Source organism: Dongia sp., from assembly GCF_041910485.1.
GTDB lineage: Bacteria > Pseudomonadota > Alphaproteobacteria > Dongiales > Dongiaceae > Dongia.
This window is the reverse complement of record NZ_JAYRQR010000008.1, coordinates 1-18,712: the sequence shown is the minus strand read 5'-3', so window position 1 is coordinate 18,712 and position 18,712 is coordinate 1. Positions and strand designations below refer to the sequence as shown.

The following is an 18,712-nucleotide window of genomic DNA, read 5'->3' as shown; positions in this document are numbered from 1 at the left end:
GCGCTATTCCGCCCGCGTCCGGAACAGGATGCGCTGGTAGAGATAGCCGATGCCGATGAGGGCTACGCCGAGACCCAGGAAGCTCGCCACCCGGTAAAGGCCGGTGAGGTCCGAGGCATCGATCAGGCCCACCTTCAGCACGGTGAGCAAGACGACCACGGCCGAGGCGTAGCGCAAAGCCTGCGAGCGCATCTTCACGCCGAGCCCCAGCAGCGCCACGCCATAGAGCGTCCAGGCCGCCGAATAGCCGTAAAGCTCGCCATCGGTCGTGCTGTTGCCCCCGCTGAACAGCGGAATGGTGATGATATTGCCGTGGACGAACTGGCGCACGATAAGGCTGATGCAGACGAAGCCGAGGAACAGCCCATAGACGCCCGCGATACGATAGCCGATGCGCCCCTTCTGCCCCAGATCCGACCGGCGCATCAGGGTTGCCGCCAGGCCCAGCAGCAGCAAGGTCGGCGCGCCGTAGATCAAGGTGATCCGGTTGACGAAGGGCGTTCCGCCCACATCGATCGTGTTGAACAGCGGGTGATCGAAGAAAAGCGGAAAGGCAAGGATCCAAAGGGCCGCAAACCCCGCGAGGACAAGCGCCGCATCATAGAGAACAGGTGCCTTGCGCCGGTCGCCGATCACGAAGATGAGGTGTGCCGCGACGAGCCAGGCGATCGCCTGCACGCCATGCGTCAGGAAATCCGGATCGGTGACGTCAATATGCGTGAAGAAGTGATCCACCTCGAGCCCGATGAGGCCGAAGCCGAGCAAAGCCGCCAGCGCCTGCAGCACGCGGCGCATCTTCTGCTCCGGTGTCGCTGTCAGCTGATAGCTGGTGGCAACGAAACCCAGCAGCGGCACACCGAGCCCGTAGAGCAGCCAGTTGAAGACCAGCGTGTCGCCGGCCGGAAAACCGGAAAACCAGATGCCGCCGAGAATGAGGGCGATGCCCGGCCAGATGGCCCGGCGCAGCCAGGCGACGTCGAGCCGGTTGGCCACCCAGGCGATGATCGGCAGTTCGAACGACCAGGCGACGGCAACCCAGGAATTCTCGAGCTGCATCGGAATGGCGATGGCGATGAAGCCGGAAACCGCCAGGCAATGCAGCGCAAAGGCGCCGACATAGTGGGCATCCGCGCGGCGCAGATGATCGAGCCGCTGCGCCAACCCCATATGGAGGGCCGCGATGAGGACGGCGAGCACCGGCCAGGTGACGATCAATTGATGATCGCGCAGCTGCAGATAGGCACCGCCGAAGACGAAAGCCGAGCCCAACACGGAGAGGCCCGCCCACCGCGTCGGATAGCGGGCGCCATGCGCGAAGTACCAGCCGCCGAAGAGCAGCGCGCCACCGAAGATGAGGCCAAGCACGATCATCTCGCCGCTGCGGTCCACGACCGTCGCCGTGTTCGGGTCCCAAAGCGTTGCCGGCCACAGGGCATAAGCGCCGATGAGGATGGCGGTGCCGACGAAGGCGGGGACATCCTCGGCTGACCAGCGCCGTGCCGCCAGCAGATGGACCGCCAGCATGACCAAGGCGAGCAGCCAGTCGATCGGCTGGTATCCGTAGAAATTGAGATAGAGCGCCATCAGGGCGAAGCTGGCGATCGAGGTCCCCCGTGTGGTCCAGCGCATCTCAGCGGACCGATGGGCGCCGCCGCGCGCCTCCAGCGCCCAGATCGCCGTCCAGCAGGTCGCGATGAGGAAGAGCGGGATCGCGAAGAGACCGCTGACGGTGGCGTCACCCTGCAGCGACGTGATGCCGAGGGCCGCCCACAGGAGCCCGCCCGCATCGGCAATCGCTGCCTGGTACCACCAGCCGCGCTTGTTGAGCAGCGAGAGGCCACCCAGTTGCAGCAAATAGAGGAAGGCAAAGAGCACCGGCAAATTGGGTTCGCCAGTCGAGACGAAGACAGGCGTCAGGAAACCGCCGGCAAAGCCGACCAAGGCGACGAACGGCCCTTCGCGCAAGGCGAGGGCGATGGCGGCAAAGGTAAGTGCCGCTAGCACGATGAAGGCGAAAGCCGTGGGCAGCAGGTCGTAAAGGGCGGTCGCGGCAAAGAGACTGGCATAGAGCACCGCCACCGAGGCTGCGGTGAGGGCCTGCGACAGGTTATTGGATTGCGTGCGCATCCATTGCGCGACACCAAGAAGGATGAGGCCGAAAACGATGCCGAGCCCGACGCGCACCCCCGGCGAGAGCCAGCCTTGCTCGATCGAATATTTCACCAGGAAGATGCCGGCCAGGGCCAGCGCCACACCACCCAGCCAGCCATAGATGCGCCCACCGAGGCGACCTTCGAAATCCTTGGGCGCCACCGCCCCCGGCACGGCATCTTCGGGTGTCGGTGCGGCTTCAAGCGCAGCTGCGGGTTCGGCCTCGACCGGCACGTCGATGCTGATCGCCGCTGCCATGATCGGTTCCGCGGGTTCAGCCAGCGGTGCGGATGGCGGCACTTCAAGCGGGACTTCCGTGGCGATCGCGGGTGCTGCAACGCTCACGACCACATCTTCCCCGGAAAGCGTTGCAGCCTGATTCTTCAGGAGGCCAACTTCCTGGCGCAGGGCCTTGAGCTCCCGCTCCAGACGCAAGCCGCGGCGCCATGAGATGAACGATACGAAGGGCATCACCAGGATGGCAAAGCCACCCAGCAGAATGCCGATCAACCCGAAGAGAATTTCGAAGACGTCGTCCATGATGGGACCACCCCGATGGCTGAAACCGATCACATGCTATCACGGTGCCGGACAGTTCGCGGCACCGTGGGTGCAACAGTGATTCACATTGGCGCAGAAAATAGTCCGGTTCGAAGAGAACCGGTGGTCAGTTGACGCTTGGCTGCCAGGCCTGCAGCAGGGCCTGGGCCCGGAGCTTTTCCTCGGGCGTCATCTCAGTCGCGAGCTGATTGAGCAACGCCTGGCCATCAGGATCGCCCTGCTTGGCACAAAGGGCCGCATAGAGAAAGCTTTGCGCCTTGTCCTGCGGGACACCTTCGCCCTTATAGAAGCGGATGGCCATGAACCGCTGCGACTGGCGCACATTCTGGTTGGCGGCCTTGATGAGCCAGTAGGACGCTTTCATTTCGTCCTGCTGAACGCCGGTTCCGGTCGCATAGAGCGCGCCGATCTGCGCCCGGGCACGAGCATTGCCGCCATTGGCTGCCTTCTCCAGCCAGATCGCCGCCTGGGTCGGATCCTGCGGCACACCGTGACCGTCGAGATACATCTGCCCGAGCGCTGCTTGCGCAGAGGCCTGTCCGGCTTCCGCAAGCGGCAGAAACTCTTTCAGCGCGGTGGCATAGTCGCCGGCTTCATAGGCTTTGAGACCGGCAACGCCGTCGGCAAAGGCCGACGGCGTCTGGGTAAGCGAAAGCAGAAGGGCAAGAGCCGAAAGCGATCGCCTCATTTGCCGTGCCCCTCGCGATCGGGCGTACCGGGCAATTGCGGCGTCACACTCTTACTCTCGTTCGAAGCGACCATCTGCTCCGTGATGCCGCTGGGGAGCGACGGCAGGTCGTCATAGGAATAGGCGTCCTTGCGGAACTGCATCACGCCATCCTCGTCGACCCAGGCGGTCATGTAGGTGATGTGGACCGGCAGCGGATTCTTGAGCTGCACCAGGGTCGTCTTCGATGTCTTCAGCACCTCGTCGATGCGTGACGCCGGCCATTCCGGATCGTCCTTGAGGACGAATTTGGCGAGATCGATCGGTGTTTGGGTTCGGACACAGCCGGAGCTGAAGTAGCGGTCCTGCTTGTCGAAGAGCTTCACCGTCGGCGTCCCGTGCAGGAAGACCGCGTGATCGTTCGGGAAATCGAACTTCACCGGACCCAGGGCGTTTTCCGGCCCCGGCGCCTGCTTCAGCGTATAGGGGAAGTTACCCGGTCCGACATCGTGCCAGTCGATAGCGCTGGGGCTCACCACATTGCCGCTGCGGTCATAGATGGTGAAGCCCTTGGCTTCGAGGAAGCCCGGGTTGGCCCGCTCGCGCTTCACTTCATCGATCGCGGCGATCTTGGCCGGTGCCGTCCAGTCCGGATTGAGCTTTACCGTGTGAATCACCGAGGACAAGGTCGGCGACTTGCGTTCCAGCTTGCCGAAGATCGCCTTGGTATAGAAGGTGACCTTGCCACCCTCGATCACTTTCACTTCCTGCGACGGAATATTGGCGATGAGATGGCGTGTCTCGAACTTCGGCCCTTCCTCGCGCATGCGCTCGAGGTTGAGGAGAATCTGGCGCACGCGCTCCTCGGCGCTGACATTCATTTCCTCGATGGTGCGACCGCCGATGACGCCATCGTCGTTGAGTCCGTGATTGCGCTGGAAGAGCTCAACCGCCGCAACCAGCTTGGGATCGTAGAGATTGCCGCTGCCGAGATCGGCCGCCGCGAGCTCGCCCGTGACGCCAAGGCGGGCACGAATGGCAGCCACCACGTCGTTCGACTGGCCCGGCTCAAGCTTCTTGACGCTGGGCACGCTGGGCCAGCCGCCACGTTCCAGATAGCTGACCTGGGTCGGCAGGTAGTTGAGCAGCGACCAAAAGCGATAATAGGTCGGCAATTCATCATCGAGCAGTGCCTTGGTCCCGGCTGGGCCCTTGGCTTGCGCGTCGGCAATCTTGTTCATGACGAGGGCACCGCGGGAATCCGCATCGCCCATCACGGTCGTCGCATCGACAGCGGCGCCGACAAAGACCGCGGCAAGAAGCGCTTCAGACTTGGCTTGCGTTTCAGGCGAGTTCGGCATGAGCAGCGCCGCAACGGCCGCCTGCACTGGGGCGGGCACTTTGAGGCCGACCGCGGCAGCAACCGGCAGGCGCTCGCGCAACTGCTCGCCGAGCGGGCTCAGCCCCGTCGGCGTCGTGAACAGGGCCAGGCCGCCATTCTCGGCGTAAAAATTGAGGAGACCGGCCCAATCGACCGGCAGGCCGTCAAAGAGCGGGTCCTTGGCCAGGGCCATCAATGCATCGTCGAGGCCGGCGACATGCAACAGGGCTGGCGCCACAGTGGCGGCACCCGTCCCGGCCGGGGGCTGAATGGGGTCGCCGGAGCGCTCGGCCCAAGCCGGCTGGGCGGCGCCCATGGCCAGGGCAAGCGCCAAAAAGGAGGCCGAATGCAGTGATTTGATCCAACGCGTCATAATGCTGTCATCCCAATTACGTCATGCAGCGGAGTTCCCGCCGCTTGTCGCCCCCCGCTATATATGAGCAGGAATGGGCCGTCAGCACCAGCCCCGCGACCTTGTGATGCGCCTCACGCGCCACACCCCAGGAAGCTGAGAAATGTGATGGAAAGCACAGATTCCGGACCAGCTGACGCGAATTTTCAGGCCGGTGACCGCCTTCAGCCCTGCGCCAGAGCCGGTCGGCCAAAGGCGGTCGCCGCTACCTGCGATTCCATGAAGATCTTCAGGCCGCCCGGTTGTTCGAACACTTTGTCCGCCCGTTCGTGCGAAAGTTCGATTTCACTGGCGCCGGCCTTGCGCGCCAGCGCCTCGGCTTCGCTTGCCGCCGTATCCCTGGCAAAAGCGGCCGCCACTTCGAGGTCGATAAAATCCTTGAGGCCGCCGGGCAGATGGGCGCGAAAGACGCCTTCGGTCGGCTGCGTGATAGTGATGGCGACACGCTGCATGACGCCGCCGGCAACCGCACCGACCGCATTGGAGACATCGGCATGGGGCGGAATGATGAGTTCGGTGCGCAAGCGCCGTGCGATCTCGCCGTAATAGGAGCCGACCGGCGCGCCGATGGCGACCAGCGGGAAATTGAGCTTCAGGGCGGCGTTGATGAGATCGCTCGGTGCCTGTTCGGCGCTGAGCGAACGGTCGACCAGGTAGCGGCCCAGCGTTCCCCAATGGTGATGGTCGATCCCGGCCTGCTCGGCCAGGGACGTTTCCAGGATCACGCGGCCGGATTGCAGCACGACCTGCTCGACGATCGCCTCGGCCAGCGCCTTGCCGTCAGCGGGTGGGACCCAACCAGCGTGCGGCGTGCGGCGCAGGAACAATTCGGCGCCAATCTCGGCTGCTTCCCGGCACCAGCTCGTCTGTCGGCCCAGCACGTGCGCAGCATCCGACGGTGTCAGGCCGCTGATGATGACAAGGCCGCGATCCACCAGGCGGGCCAGATGCCGGCCGATCGCCGGGCTGAAGATAAGGTCGGACAGCGCTACCGGCCCGTTGGCCAGCGCCTCCCATACTTTCATCTGCCCTTCGCTCAACCCCTCGGCGCCGGTGTCGAGGGGGCGCTGCCGCAGGGCGAATTGCCCCCGATAGGCCATCATATCTTCGCTCGCGAACTGCGCGCGCAAAGTCTCCAGAACATAGGGATAAAGATGGGCCAGGAGACTGAGCGCCACCACGCGGCGTGGTCCCACCATGAAGCCCTGATGCTCGTCGATCCGTACTTCGCTGTCGCCACCGAGCCCGAACGTGTGCACGGCAACGGCTTCGACCATCGTGCGCCAGCCGCCGACGACGGCACCTTCCTTGTTGAGGACGGGCCTTCCATCCCGCAGCATGGCGATATCAGTGGTGGTGCCGCCCATGTCCGAAACCATGACAGTATCGGCACCGGACAGATGGCGCGCGCCGACCAGGCTCGCCGCCGGGCCGGACAAGATTGTCTCGACCGGGCAAGTCAGCGCCACCTGCTGGTCGATGAGCGATCCATCGCCCTTCACCACCATCAGCGGCGCCTTGATGCCCTGTTCCGCCAGCAACCCGCCAACGGCGCGGATCAACTGCTGCAATTGCGGAATGAGGCGGGCATTGAGCGCCACGGTCAAGGCGCGGCGCGGCGCATCGAGCTTCGAGGTCAGTTCGTGGCCGCAGCTGACCGGCTTGTCGGTGAGGTCGCGGATCATCTGCCGGACCGCGATCTCATGCGCCGGGTTGCGGACCGAAAAATAGCCGGAGACAGCAAAGGCGGCGACCTTGGGCGCATGCGCCAGTACCGCCGCGCGCACCGCCTCGATATCGAGCGGTGCCTGCTCGTCGCCGGTCGGCTTGTGCCCGCCGGCCGCGAACACGACGGGATCGGTGCCAAGGGCCTGCTTGAGGCCAGCACGTTCCAGGGACTTTGCGTCGTAGCCGAGCAGGATCAAGCAGATCGGTGCCCCGTGCCCTTCGACGATGGCATTGGTGGCCAAGGTCGTCGACATGGAGACCAGGGCGATATCGGCCGGTCGCACACCCGCCGGCAGACGCGGCAAAACAGCCTCGATGGCGCCTTTGAGGCCGATCGACAGATCATGCTTGGTGGTCAGCGATTTGGCCGTTGCCAGCACGCCGCCATGAACCTGACTGATCTGAGCCTCGCCGGTGTCCGACTTGCCTATGGCGCCTTTGGCCTGATCGAACAGAACGGCATCGGTGTAGGTGCCACCGGTATCCAGGCCAAGCAGAATGGGCACGATCAATCCTTCGCAAAGTTGAGCGGAATAGTCAGATTTACCGTGGATTTGGCGCGATATGAAAGCGGCGGTCAAGCCACGGGGCGTCGGAATCTGGCCAAATCAGGACGTCCTGACAATGTCCGGCAGCTCCAAATCGCCCGGCAAACCAGCAAGAGACGGGTGCGGGCGCCCGTTCAACCGCGTAAAGTGTCCTAGTATTGGGTGACATCGAGTGATTCGGGCGCGGGGACGAGGCGCCGGGTTCGCCGTGAAGCCGTCATGTCATTTAGGGGACAGCATGATGACGCGCGCGCGCTCGGGAACGAGCAAATTGCATTCCATCGACCGGGTTGCCGCCATCCTGGGCGTGGCCCTGCTGGCACTGGCCTTCCACATCGTCCCGGCTCAGGCCGAAACCGAGGATGGCCTGCCGGAGACAAAACCGGTGACCTATGACCAGGTGTTGGCTGATCCGGATAATGTCGAGCTTTCCTACCTCTATGCCATCACACAGATCCGCCGGTCGGATCTGCTCGGTGCATCGGCAACGCTGGACCGGCTTATCCTGCTTGCCCCCAACGAGGCCAATATCCGGGCGCTGCGCGCCATCGTGCTTTTCCGCCTCGACAATCTGAGGGAAGCCCAGAAGGAATTCGCCGACCTGCTGAAACTCGACCTCGACCCCGAACTGCGGCGCGGCATCGAACGCTATGCCGCCGAACTTGAGCGACGCGATCAGCGCACGCGCATGTCGCTGTTGACCAGTATCGGCTACCAGTACGACACCAACCGTTCCGGCGCACCCAATTCGGGGCAGGTGCGGACGTTCCTCGGTACCTACGATCTGACCGGTAACGGCCGCAAGGAAGACGATCACAGCATGACCGGCATGCTGCGTTTCGGCATCGAGCATGATCTGGCGACACAGAACCGCAACACGCTCTTTGCCACGGTGAGCGCCTATGGCGCGGATCAGTTCCAACTGGACGACTTCGACACGCTGGACGTTACCGCGCAGGCCGGTGGCAGGTTCGAGTTCGGCGCAATTTTCCTGACCCCCACGCTGACCTTTGATCACCTGTTCCTGGGCGGTGACAGTTATATCGACAGCATCGGCGGCAGCCTCAGGGCCGACATGCGCGTGAGCGATCCGGTCAATCTGTGGCTGCGCGGCGATCTCAACTGGATCGACTATGACAATACCGATCTCTACCCGGCGGGCGATCTGCAATCGGGTGGCGATGTCGGCATCACCGCCGGTGCTGATTTCTACATCGGCACCGATCACCGGCTGACCGTCAGTTTCACGCATCACGGCTACAACTCGGATTCGGATTGGGAAAGCTATGTGGGTGAGCGCCTCAACCTCAACCACACTTGGCTCATCGGCGGCGGCGCCTTCCTGATGACCGACCTGTTCGGCGAATACGACAATTACGACATGGCCGACCCGATCACCGGTGAAACTGATCGAGACGATTGGGTCTATCGCGCCCGTATGACCCTGGGTGTCCCGGTCCAATTGCTGGTCGGCGCCGAAGAATGGCCCTCGGCGCTCAATGGACTCACATTGTCCGTCTACGGGGAATATTTCCGGACCGATTCCAACATCACCAATTATGAATATGACAATGTCCGTGGCGGTCTCACCATCAGCAAGCGATGGGAGTTCTGAAGATGTTGGGAGACTTGCCTAAAATGACCGGAACGGGGCATGCTGTCCGTAGTGCCAGGATGGCGGCAGAACCTCGCAGCCAAGGAGTTGCCGACATGCGACGCAGCCGATGGATGGCTACCCTCTGTTCGACCCTTGCGCTTCTGGCGCCCTTGCCGGCGGCGGCCGAAATCGGCACGCCGGCGGGCATTGCCGGGGCCGTTTCGGGCGAGGTTGATCTGGTCTCGCCGGCCAGAAGCGGGCCGGCACCCGTCGCCGTTGCCTCTGGCGATGGCCTGCTGATGGGCGACGCATTGTCGACGTCGGCAGATTCGCGCCTGCAGATCATGCTGCTGGATGAATCGGCCATCACGTTGGGGCCACGTGCGCAACTCACCATCGACGAATTCGTCTACGATCCGGCCAAGACCGACGGTAATCTGCTCAATGCCAGCCTGGCGAGCGGTGCCTTCCGCCTAGTGACCGGCGCCATCGCCCGCGGCAATCCGGAAGGAACCACGGTCGCTCTGCCCAATGCCGTGCTGACCGTGCGCGGCACGACCGTGCTTGGCGCCTGCAACGGCAGCTGTGTTGTGGCGCTTGCCGGCACCGGCGCCGAGAACAATGTCGGCAAACGGCCGAGTTCCGTCACCCTCCATTCACCCAAGGGCGATGTGGTGTTGAAGCGCGCTGGTTTCTATGTCGAGATCGGCCCGGATGGATCGTTGAGCGAACCGCGCGAACTGACCGACGCGGTCGAGCGCCGCTTTGCCGAGATTTTCGTGCCTGCCGGCGGCGCCTCTGGAACCGGCGGCAATCGCGCGACCGGCACCGACATTCTGCGGCAATCAGGCCAGCCGACCCAGGACGGCCGCCTCCTTGCCGTCGACCAGCGCAATTTCGAGGATGCCGATCCAATCAACGATGGCGGTCTCATCGATGCCAGCATGAATATGCCGATCGGCACCATCAATTACGCCAGTGGCGCCATCCCCTTCGCCGGCGCCTCCGGCGATGGCGACTATTACCTGACCTATTCGCTCGATTTGGCTGCCCGCAGTTTCGACGGCACGGTGAAGATTGACCACACGGATGAGGGCTTCGTTACCCAGTTTCCGCTGCTGCATGATCCCTTCACGCAAGGGCTGAGCCTCCACGAGACCGGAACGGTACCGGGCGCGCAGCTGTTCAGTTCGCCCAACCCCAACGCCACATTCGATTTCACCTACACCATCACACCGAACAATATCTCCAGCACCTTGATCTACGATCAGGATGGGGCTGGAACCGCGCCGGGCTCATCCGGCTCGGGCAACGCACCCGTCGTCCCCTAAGCAGATTTCAGGATTCATCATGCGTGATTTCCATAAGCCCGGTCGCTCGCCGATCTATGCGACCGATGGTGCCGCCGCGACTTCGCACCCCCTCGCCACGGCAGCCGCGATCGCTTGCCTGCGGGAAGGCGGCAACGCAATGGATGCGGCCATCACCGCTTCCGCCGTTCTCGCCGTTGTCGAACCGGCGATGACCGGCATCGGCGGCGATTGCTTCGTTCTGCTGTCGAAGGATGGCAGCGACGACATCATCGCCTATAACGGCAATGGCGCCGCGCCGATGAAGGCCGAAATCGGCTATTTTACCGGCCAGAAGCTTACCGAAATCACCCCTGACTCCGTTCATGCCGTCACCATTCCGGGCGCCATCGACGCCTGGTGCCGGCTTGCCGCCGATCACGGCCGGCTCGGCATCGACAAGCTGCTGCAACCTGCGATTCACTATGCCGAGGCGGGATTTCCGGTCGCCCCTCGTGTCGCCTATGATTGGGCGCAGGAAGAAGAAAAGCTGCGCCGCGATGGGCCCGCTGCCGGCAGCTACCTGATCAATGGCCGGGCGCCAAAAGTGGGCGAGACGGTGCGCCTGCCGCTCCTTGCCAAAACCTTGCGCGAAATCGCCGCCAAGGGTGCTGCCGGCTTCTATGAAGGCTGGGTCGCCGATGATATGGCGCGTTCGATGCAGGCGCTAGGTGGTCTGCACACGGCAGAGGATTTCGCGCGCCACAAGGGCGATTACGTGAAGCCCATCTCGACCGACTATCGCGACATCAAGCTGTGGGAATGCCCGCCGCCCGGCCAGGGGCTTACCGCGCTGCTGATGCTCAACATCATCAAGGCCTATGGCGCGGATAAATCCGGCACCGATCCCCTGGGCGCCGACCGTTTCCACCTGCAGCTCGAAGCAGCGAAGCTCGCCTACCGCGAACGCAACGCGCATATCGCCGACCCGGCCTTTGCCAAGGTCTCGGTCAGCGGCTTGCTGTCGGCCTCGCATGCCCAGGCGCTCGCCAATCTGATCCAGCCGAACCGGGCGGTCGATCTCGGTGCCATCGGCCAGTTCCCGAAACATCCCGACACGATCTATCTCACCGTCGTCGACAAGGATCGCAACGCGGTGAGCTTCATCAACTCGGTCTATTACGGCTTCGGCAGCGGCAAGATGGGGGCGAAATCGGGCGTCCTCATGCAGAATCGCGGTGCCTGCTTCGTGGTCGATCCGAACCACCCCAACTGCATCGCTCCAGGCAAACGGTCGATGCACACCATCATCCCGGCCATGGTCACCAAGGGCGGCAAGGCGGTCATGCCCTATGGCGTCATGGGCGGCGACTACCAGCCGGTCGGCCAGGTCCACGCCCTGACCAACATGCTGGAATTCGGCATGGACCCGCAAGCGGCGCTCGACTGCCCGCGCGCCTTCTATGACGAAGGGACCCTGTGGGTCGAAAGCAGCATCCCGGCAGCGACTGTTGAGGCCCTTTCCGGCCGCGGTCACCGGGTCCAGCCGATTGCCGACCCGCTGGGTGGCGGCCAGGCGATCTGGATCGATTGGGAGAAAGGAGTCCTAGTGGCAGGCTCCGACCCTCGCAAGGATGGCTGCGCTCTCGGCTATTAATCTTTTAGGCTGCTCCAGGTTTCCAAGTGATTCCAAGGGCCTGGAGCGGTTACGTGAATTTTACTTTGCATTTGCAGCAAGGCTGTGCCAGCTTTGCTGCATACCGGTGTCCAAATCCGGGCGCTTTTGGGGGTTCAATTTAACTTTTGTGAGGCACAGCCCGGGCCGACCGGGCCGAGTTGGATTATTGGCGTGGAACTCGTGGGGACGATTCGCGCCGGTCTTACCTAGCAACGCGATCATAGTGGCCTCCGGAGGCATTCCGGGCGCCTAGGGAGATTGGAAAGAAATGTCATCACCTCAGAATTCAGCCAATTTGCTCGGCCGCCGCTCCTTTCTGGGACTGGGTCTCGCGGGTGCCGGTGCACTCACCTTCCTGCCCCGTTCGGTCATGGCGAAAACAACCGCCACCGACAGCCGGACCCTCGGCTTCTTCAACACGCATACCGACGAGATCCTGAAAGCCACCTATTGGCAGAACGGCTCCTATGATCGCGGCGCGGTCAGCGACATCAACTACATCCTGCGCGATTTCCGCAGCGGCGATGTATTCTCGATGGACCTGAAGCTGTTCGACCTGCTCACGATCCTGCACCGCCGCACCGACAGCAAGAAGCCGTTCGAGATCATTTCCGGCTACCGCAGCCCGCTGACCAACGCCAAGCTCGCCTCGGCCAGCAATGGTGTGGCCAAGCACAGCATGCACATGGAAGGCAAGGCGATCGACATCCGCCTGCGCGACGTCAAGCTCGCCGATCTGCGCCTTGATGCCATGGCCATGAAGGCCGGCGGCGTCGGCTTCTATCCCAAATCGGATTTCGTCCACGTCGATACCGGCCGCGTTCGGCACTGGTAACGAGCGCTTTCCCCTCGACAGAGATCGGCCCGCATCACATCATGATGCGGGCCTTTTCTTTTGAGCGGGGTGAGATATGGGCGGGGAACTCGACGATCTGCGCCAGCGCGTGGCCGCGGCGCGGGATCGGCTGGCGAGCGACGTCGATCTCGCCCGCAAGGTGGAATTGCGGCTCAATGACCTTGCCCGCATCGTCGAAGGTTCGCTGGCGCGGCAAGCAAGCGATCTCGACAGTGCCCGACAACAAATCGACGATCTTGGTTCCGAACTTGAACGGGCTCTCGCCAGGGCCGAACAGGCCATCGGCGAAGCCGCCCGCGCCGACCGGCTGGCCAAGGAGAATGGTGAGCTGCGCAGCATGGTGATGACCCTGCTCGAGGTCATCGAAGGACGACAGAAATCGTCGCTCACCAGCGTCATGCAAAAGCTGGAAGAAAATGTCAGCGCCCTGGTCTCCGAACCAGCCGCCGCACCCTCACCCACGGAAGAGATCGCGGAAGCCGAACCCCAGGAATCGAACGAGTCCGCGCCAGAGACCACTGAGCCGGAAGATGAGAGCGAGAGCGCGGACGCCGCGATCCCGTTAGAGGTGGTTGGTGGGCCAGAACCAGAGTCGGATCCGATGGACGAGCTGACCGACGTGGCATTGGAGGAATCAGCGACGCCGCTCGAAGACCTCAGCGAGATTGCTCTCTACGACGCGGCGGACGAAGTGAAAGATCCCGCCAAGAACGACTGAGCGGCGCGCTTTACGGATTGAGTGCGCAATAGACCTTTTTGGCCCGCAGTTCGCCGCAGATTCGGCTGATCTCAGCCGGCGCCGCACCTGTTGCATAGAGGCGCACCATCGGTCCCTTTCCGGGCACGTCGACGGTGACATAAAGCGGCGACAGCGGATCGAGCTCGTCATATTCGCCAAGCAAGATCTTCCACCCCCGCTTGGCAGCACTTTCGCCTTTGTAGGAGGCAAGGTGCATCGCCGTGCCCTTGGCCGGCAAATCCGCGGATGCAGCCGGCTTGGATGCCTTTGCCTCGCTTGAGGCAGATGCCTCGGCGACGGGCCCCTCGGGAACAGCAGCTGGCACGGCGGCGATTTCGGGCGCCGGCTCAACTTTCGGCGCCAATTCCACCGGCGCCTTGTGAGTCGCGGGCGCTGCCGGCGTCTCCGCCATCTCCGTTTGTTGCGGCATGGCATGGGCGGCAACCGGCATCGCCGCGACTGCTTCGGTCGGCAGGCGATGGTGCAGCGCCTCGGCGCGTTCAAGAAGATAGAGCCCTTCCGGCCGGCGCTGCATCAGCGCCTCGCCCTCGCCGGCCCGGTCCGGCAGGCGCAGGAAGACGGCAAAATCCTTACCGGCGCAGGTCACGTTGAGGCTGTCCCAACCGCCTGCGGCCGATTTGAGGCCGATCGACGCGCCATCTGCCGTGCCGGTGGCGAAGGCCGGCGTGACGCAGCGCTGGCCATTGACGTCGCTCACTTCCTCGGCCCCGATGGTCAGGGCACTGCCGAGATGGGGATCTGCCGCACTGGCCTGGTGGGCAGCCGCTGGGAAGACGCCACTGACATACCAAGTGCCGCCAAAGCGGGGATCGACCGGCGCGGCGGCTTCGTCGCCGTCTGTCGGAACCGTGGGCGTCATCGCGGTGCCATCCGGCACTTTATGGGCGGTGCCGCAGCCGGCCAGGAGAGCGAACAGCGAGACGATGGCAAGGCGGTGTTGCATCCGGCAGATCCTTAGAACATGTCCAGCGTGATGTGACGCTGGAACAGCTGCTGCAGGGGCCGCGCATTCATCGGGAAGAGCTGCGCGAAGGTTTCGATCTGGCCGACGGACGCCTCGATCGGCTCCCGAAAAACGGTCCAACTGACAATTTCACTGCAAGGCGGCGTCGTCAGAGAGCCGGCATAGCGGTAAGTGGTCGCCGCGGCCGGCAGGAAGCGGTTCATGTCGATGGCGCGGGACACCGGCGCCTTGCCCTTGCTGCGCGGTGCGGCGGCAAGCACGGCTCCCAGCATCTCGTTCTCGCGCCCTGGGCGAAAGAAGATGCCGATAACAGCCAGATCGCCAGCTTCACTCTTGTGCACCATATGGACTTCGAGCGGCCAGCGTCCGCCGGCCACGGCATGCTCGCTGGGATGGTGAAAGTGGAATTGCAGAAAGGCATATGTCTTTCCACCCAAGGTAAGGGAACTACCCGTCCCACCGGGTGCAGCGACCTGCAAAGTATGGCCGTTATGCTCGACCGAGGCATCGAAGGGTTGCCAAGCGATGGCAAGGTCGGGGCCACTGTCGATGCCGGCACCCGCCAGATCAACGGGCGATTGGCGTTCACCCCGGCCGCAAACGGCGGTTTCGGGGGACAGAGCCCCCCAATGATCGGGCCCCTCCGGTCCTTCATAGGACCAGTGCGGCGCCCCTTCGGCCCGGGCGAGATTGGACAACCCAAACCCGGAAAGACCAGTACCCAGGGCGATTGACCCCAAGGTCGCCTTCCCGATTAGCGTGCGGCGGCTGACAGATCGACCAGTCATGCGGCTCATTCCCCTCTTTTGGGAACTCTAGCCAAATCGTCCGATTCGCCCCAAGCTGCTTCCCGATAAGGATTCGTCACACCAATACATCTTCTATTAACTCTATTTGCTACATTCTCGGCGCATGCAGAAACGTTGGCGCGGTTTCGGTCTGAAGACCAGGGTGGTGTTGGCATTGGCCATCGTCATTTTGGCCATTCAGGCCGCCTATGTGGTGCTGGAAGACAGACGATTGGCTGATCGCCTTTCCGTCAGCCTTGAAGCGCGTGCCAAGAACCTTGCCCAGCTTTATGCCGGCGCCGTCGCCAATGCGGTCTGGGAATATGATCGTGATGCGGCCAGGGACCAGTTGCAGGCCATGCGCGTGGTCGAGGGCTTCGCCCATGCCGTCATCAAGGAATCGAGCGGTCAGGAATTCGTCGCAGTCAGCGCAACCGGGGAAAGCGAGATTCGGCCGGCCGACACCGAAGCGACCGTGGACGCCGAGTCCGAAATCTTCATCGACGGCCGCCAGGTCGGCACGATCAGCGTTGCGCTCTCCCGAGCACCGCTTGACCTGGAGCGCAGTGCATCGCTCCATTCGCTGATTGTCACAAACGGAGCGCTTGCCTTCGTCCTCTTGGGGCTCACGCTTCTAGCGCTTCATCTCGTCAGCCGTCCGCTCGATCGGATGACCGCCTTGATGCAACGCTTCTCGGCGGGCGATCTCAATTCGCTGGTGCCTTTCACCGACCGGATGGACGAGATCGGCCGCATGGCCAGGGCCCTTGAGGTCTTTCGCGGCAATGCCATAGAACGCCGCGTCGCCGAGGAAGCCCTGACCCGCCGCAGCGAGGAGCTCGCCGTCCTCAACCAGGACCTGCGCAAGGCCCGTGACGCGGCGGACACAGCAAACCGGATCAAGTCCGAGTTCCTGGCGTCGATGAGCCACGAGATCCGCACCCCCATGAACGGCGTCATCGGCATGATACACATGCTGCAGAACACGCCCCTGAGTCTCGACCAGCGCGACAAGCTTCTGACGCTGGAAAGCTCGGCACGTGGCCTCCTGTCGCTGCTCAACGACATTCTGGACATATCAAAGATCGAAGCGGGACGCCTCGACCTCAGCATGTCTCCCTTCGCTATCAGCGAGTTGATCGACGATCTCATCGCGCTGTGGCGTCCATCGGTCATTTCGAAGGGCCTTTCCATTTCCTATGAGATCGCCCCTCAGGTGCCGAAGGCGCTCTATGGCGATTCCGCGCGCATCGCCCAGGTGCTGGCCAACTTTCTCGGCAATGCCGTCAAGTTCACACATACCGGCAACATCACGGTGAAAGTCGATGCCGTAAAGCGCAGCGAACGGATGTGGGATGTCGAGATCGTCGTCAGCGATACCGGCATCGGCATAGACCGCGACGTGCAAGCGCGCCTGTTTCAGAAATTCACCCAGGCAGACGCCTCCATGACCCGTCGCTATGGTGGCACAGGCCTGGGCCTCGCTATTTGCCGCGAACTGATGCAGTTGATGGGCGGTTCGGTCGGCGTCCGCTCAGAGCCCGGCCACGGCTCCGATTTCTGGATGCGCCTCAGCCTTGAGGAAGCCAAGATCGTTCCCCAATCGGTCAGCCAGTTCCGCAGCAAGGATCAGGCCTTGCTTGATGGTCCGGGGGACCGACATCTGCATCTGCTCGTCGCCGAAGACAATCTCATCAACCAGAAGGTCATTTGCGCCATGCTGGAGGCCGTGGGCCACAGCACGGAACTGGCCGTCGATGGCGTGGAGGCCGTTTCGGCCATTCAGCGCGGGCATTTCGATGCCGTTCTGATGGATGTCCAGATGCCCAACATGGACGGCATCATGGCGACGCGCGAAATCCGCAACCTCGGCGGCAGGTTCGAAACCATACCGATCATTGCACTGACGGCAAATGCCATGGCCGGCGACCGCGAGCGCTATCTTGCCGCCGGCATGAGCGCTTATGTGTCGAAACCGATCGACGCCAAGCTGCTGTCGTTGGCGCTGCGCCAAACCTGCGGCGCAGATGTCGCCACCCTGCATCGGGCCGGCGGCTTCAACGAGGAACCGGAGCCGATCATCATGCAGTCGGCTGAGCAGGAAGCGGCCCTCGCCACCCTGCTGTCGAAACTCTGAAACCCAAACAGAAAGCGCCGCCCGGGAAGGCCCGGGCGGCGCATTTCATCATTCGGAAAGAGCGGCAGCTTACTTCGGCAGGTCGCCCTCGACCCCTTCTGCCAGCCAGTTCATGCCGGCGATAGCACCGTCATCCAGAACTTCGCCTTCCTTCACCTTGGGGCTGCCATCCTGGGCGTTGATCGGCCCCTTGAAGATGGTGAGCTTGCCCGTCTTGATGGCCTCTTCAGTATCCATCGCCAGCTTCTTCACATCGTCCGGCATGTTGGCATATTCGGCCATCTTGAGCATGCCGGTATCAAGCCCCTTCCAGGTGTCCTGGCTCTGCCACGATCCGTCCATCGCCGCTTTGATCCGATCGGTGTAATAGCCGTCCCAATGATCAATCGACGAGGTCAGCTGTGCATTCGGCGCGAATTTGATCATGTCCGATGCCTGCCCGAAGCCCTTCAAGCCGCGCTCTGCCGCAACCTGCAAGGGTGCCGGTGAATCCGTGTGCTGCGCCATGATGTCGGCACCCTGGTCGAGGAGCGCCTTGGCGGCATCGGCTTCCTTCCCCGGGTCGTACCAGGCATTGATGAAGACCTGCTTGATCTTGGCGCTGGGATTGATCGTCCGCATGCCAAGGATGAAGGCGTTCATGCCCATGATGACCTCGGGGATCGGAATCGAGCCGATATAGCCGACGATGCCGGATTTCGACATCTTGCCGGCGATGACGCCCTGGATGTAGCGGCCTTCGTAAAAACGGATGTTATAGGTCGAGACGTTGTCGGCCCGCTTGTAGCCCGTCGCGTGCTCGAACTTCACATCCGGATAGTCGCGCGCCACCTTCAAGGTCGCGTCCATGAAGCCGAACGAGGTGGTGAAGATGATGCCGTGGCCGGTGTCGGCCAGCTCACGCACGACGCGCTCGGCATCGGCCCCCTCCGGCACCTTCTCGACATAGGTCGATTTGATGCCCAGCGCTTTCTCCGCCGCCAGCCGACCCTGATCATGCTGATAGGACCAGCCGAAATCGCCGATCGGGCCGACATAGATGTAGCCCGCCTTGAATTCGTCGGCGCGCGCCTTGCGGCCGAGGAGCGGCAGCGAGCCGGCGGCAAGGCCGGCGCCGGCGGTCTGCAGGAAGGTTCTGCGTTTGATGGACATGTGGGATGCCTCCTTTGATGGGAAGATGTTGGCGGATGGATTC

The 18,712-nt window shown here is 62.9% G+C and carries 13 protein-coding genes; 6 read left to right on the top strand and 7 right to left on the bottom strand.

Annotated features, from left to right (window positions below; translation table 11 throughout):
* Nucleotides 1–3: 3 nt before the first annotated feature.
* The 4 genes from ACE3PP_RS02095 to ACE3PP_RS02080 form a co-directional block, all read right to left on the bottom strand.
* Nucleotides 4–2,691 (bottom strand): DUF2339 domain-containing protein, encoded by a 2,688-nt coding sequence (locus ACE3PP_RS02095; protein ID WP_374377519.1) that lies wholly within the window; start codon nt 2,689–2,691, stop codon nt 4–6.
* 127 nt (nt 2,692–2,818) lie between these two features.
* Complete coding sequence (locus ACE3PP_RS02090; protein WP_374377518.1) at nt 2,819–3,400, bottom strand: tetratricopeptide repeat protein; 582 nt, start codon at nt 3,398–3,400, stop codon at nt 2,819–2,821.
* Nucleotides 3,397–5,133, bottom strand: coding sequence for a murein L,D-transpeptidase (locus ACE3PP_RS02085; protein WP_374377517.1), 1,737 nt, complete (start codon nt 5,131–5,133; stop codon nt 3,397–3,399). Before ACE3PP_RS02085 ends, ACE3PP_RS02090 begins: the two co-directional genes overlap by 4 nt.
* Nucleotides 5,134–5,336: 203 nt before the next feature.
* Nucleotides 5,337–7,406: a hydantoinase/oxoprolinase N-terminal domain-containing protein gene (locus tag ACE3PP_RS02080; protein WP_374377516.1), complete on the bottom strand. Its 2,070-nt coding sequence runs from the start codon at nt 7,404–7,406 to the stop codon at nt 5,337–5,339.
* Between the two features lie 280 nt (nt 7,407–7,686).
* Between ACE3PP_RS02080 and ACE3PP_RS02075 the strand changes: the two genes are divergently transcribed.
* From ACE3PP_RS02075 to ACE3PP_RS02055, 5 genes are all read left to right on the top strand, one after another.
* Nucleotides 7,687–9,063: a hypothetical protein gene (locus tag ACE3PP_RS02075; protein ID WP_374377515.1), complete on the top strand. Its 1,377-nt coding sequence runs from the start codon at nt 7,687–7,689 to the stop codon at nt 9,061–9,063.
* 95 nt (nt 9,064–9,158) lie between these two features.
* Nucleotides 9,159–10,376: a FecR domain-containing protein gene (locus ACE3PP_RS02070; RefSeq protein ID WP_374377514.1), complete on the top strand. Its 1,218-nt coding sequence runs from the start codon at nt 9,159–9,161 to the stop codon at nt 10,374–10,376.
* Between the two features lie 19 nt (nt 10,377–10,395).
* Entirely contained in the window at nt 10,396–11,991 is a 1,596-nt protein-coding gene (ggt, locus tag ACE3PP_RS02065) for a gamma-glutamyltransferase (protein ID WP_374377513.1), read from the top strand.
* A 289-nt stretch (nt 11,992–12,280) separates the two neighbouring features.
* Entirely contained in the window at nt 12,281–12,847 is a 567-nt protein-coding gene (locus ACE3PP_RS02060; protein WP_374377512.1) for a DUF882 domain-containing protein, read from the top strand.
* Between the two features lie 76 nt (nt 12,848–12,923).
* Nucleotides 12,924–13,586, top strand: coding sequence for a hypothetical protein (locus tag ACE3PP_RS02055; protein WP_374377511.1), 663 nt, complete (start codon nt 12,924–12,926; stop codon nt 13,584–13,586).
* A gap of 10 nt (nt 13,587–13,596) precedes the next feature.
* Here ACE3PP_RS02055 and ACE3PP_RS02050 read toward each other — a convergent pair whose 3' ends face one another.
* Entirely contained in the window at nt 13,597–14,571 is a 975-nt protein-coding gene (locus ACE3PP_RS02050; RefSeq protein ID WP_374377510.1) for a hypothetical protein, read from the bottom strand.
* Between the two features lie 11 nt (nt 14,572–14,582).
* Complete coding sequence (locus ACE3PP_RS02045) at nt 14,583–15,380, bottom strand: carbonic anhydrase (RefSeq protein WP_374377509.1); 798 nt, start codon at nt 15,378–15,380, stop codon at nt 14,583–14,585.
* Nucleotides 15,381–15,543: 163 nt separating this feature from the next.
* Between ACE3PP_RS02045 and ACE3PP_RS02040 the strand changes: the two genes are divergently transcribed.
* On the top strand, nt 15,544–17,517 hold the full coding sequence (locus tag ACE3PP_RS02040) for an ATP-binding protein (RefSeq protein ID WP_374377508.1): 1,974 nt from the start codon (nt 15,544–15,546) through the stop codon (nt 17,515–17,517).
* A gap of 69 nt (nt 17,518–17,586) precedes the next feature.
* On the opposite strand, the gene ACE3PP_RS02035 is transcribed toward ACE3PP_RS02040, so the two are convergent.
* Nucleotides 17,587–18,669, bottom strand: coding sequence for a BMP family ABC transporter substrate-binding protein (locus tag ACE3PP_RS02035; RefSeq protein ID WP_374377507.1), 1,083 nt, complete (start codon nt 18,667–18,669; stop codon nt 17,587–17,589).
* Between the last annotated feature and the right edge of the window lie 43 nt (nt 18,670–18,712).

Excerpts from the sequence above, each read along its gene's own strand:
- ACE3PP_RS02095 (WP_374377519.1), bottom strand. The coding sequence starts at position 2,691 with ATGGACGACGTCTTCGAAATTCTCTTCGGGTTGATCGGCATTCTGCTG.
- ACE3PP_RS02090 (WP_374377518.1), bottom strand. The coding sequence starts at position 3,400 with ATGAGGCGATCGCTTTCGGCTCTTGCCCTTCTGCTTTCGCTTACCCAG.
- ACE3PP_RS02085 (WP_374377517.1), bottom strand. The coding sequence starts at position 5,133 with ATGACGCGTTGGATCAAATCACTGCATTCGGCCTCCTTTTTGGCGCTT.
- ACE3PP_RS02075 (WP_374377515.1), top strand. The coding sequence starts at position 7,687 with ATGATGACGCGCGCGCGCTCGGGAACGAGCAAATTGCATTCCATCGAC.
- ACE3PP_RS02070 (WP_374377514.1), top strand. The coding sequence starts at position 9,159 with ATGCGACGCAGCCGATGGATGGCTACCCTCTGTTCGACCCTTGCGCTT.
- ggt (WP_374377513.1), top strand. The coding sequence starts at position 10,396 with ATGCGTGATTTCCATAAGCCCGGTCGCTCGCCGATCTATGCGACCGAT.
- ACE3PP_RS02060 (WP_374377512.1), top strand. The coding sequence starts at position 12,281 with ATGTCATCACCTCAGAATTCAGCCAATTTGCTCGGCCGCCGCTCCTTT.
- ACE3PP_RS02055 (WP_374377511.1), top strand. The coding sequence starts at position 12,924 with ATGGGCGGGGAACTCGACGATCTGCGCCAGCGCGTGGCCGCGGCGCGG.
- ACE3PP_RS02050 (WP_374377510.1), bottom strand. The coding sequence starts at position 14,571 with ATGCAACACCGCCTTGCCATCGTCTCGCTGTTCGCTCTCCTGGCCGGC.
- ACE3PP_RS02045 (WP_374377509.1), bottom strand. The coding sequence starts at position 15,380 with ATGACTGGTCGATCTGTCAGCCGCCGCACGCTAATCGGGAAGGCGACC.
- ACE3PP_RS02035 (WP_374377507.1), bottom strand. The coding sequence starts at position 18,669 with ATGTCCATCAAACGCAGAACCTTCCTGCAGACCGCCGGCGCCGGCCTT.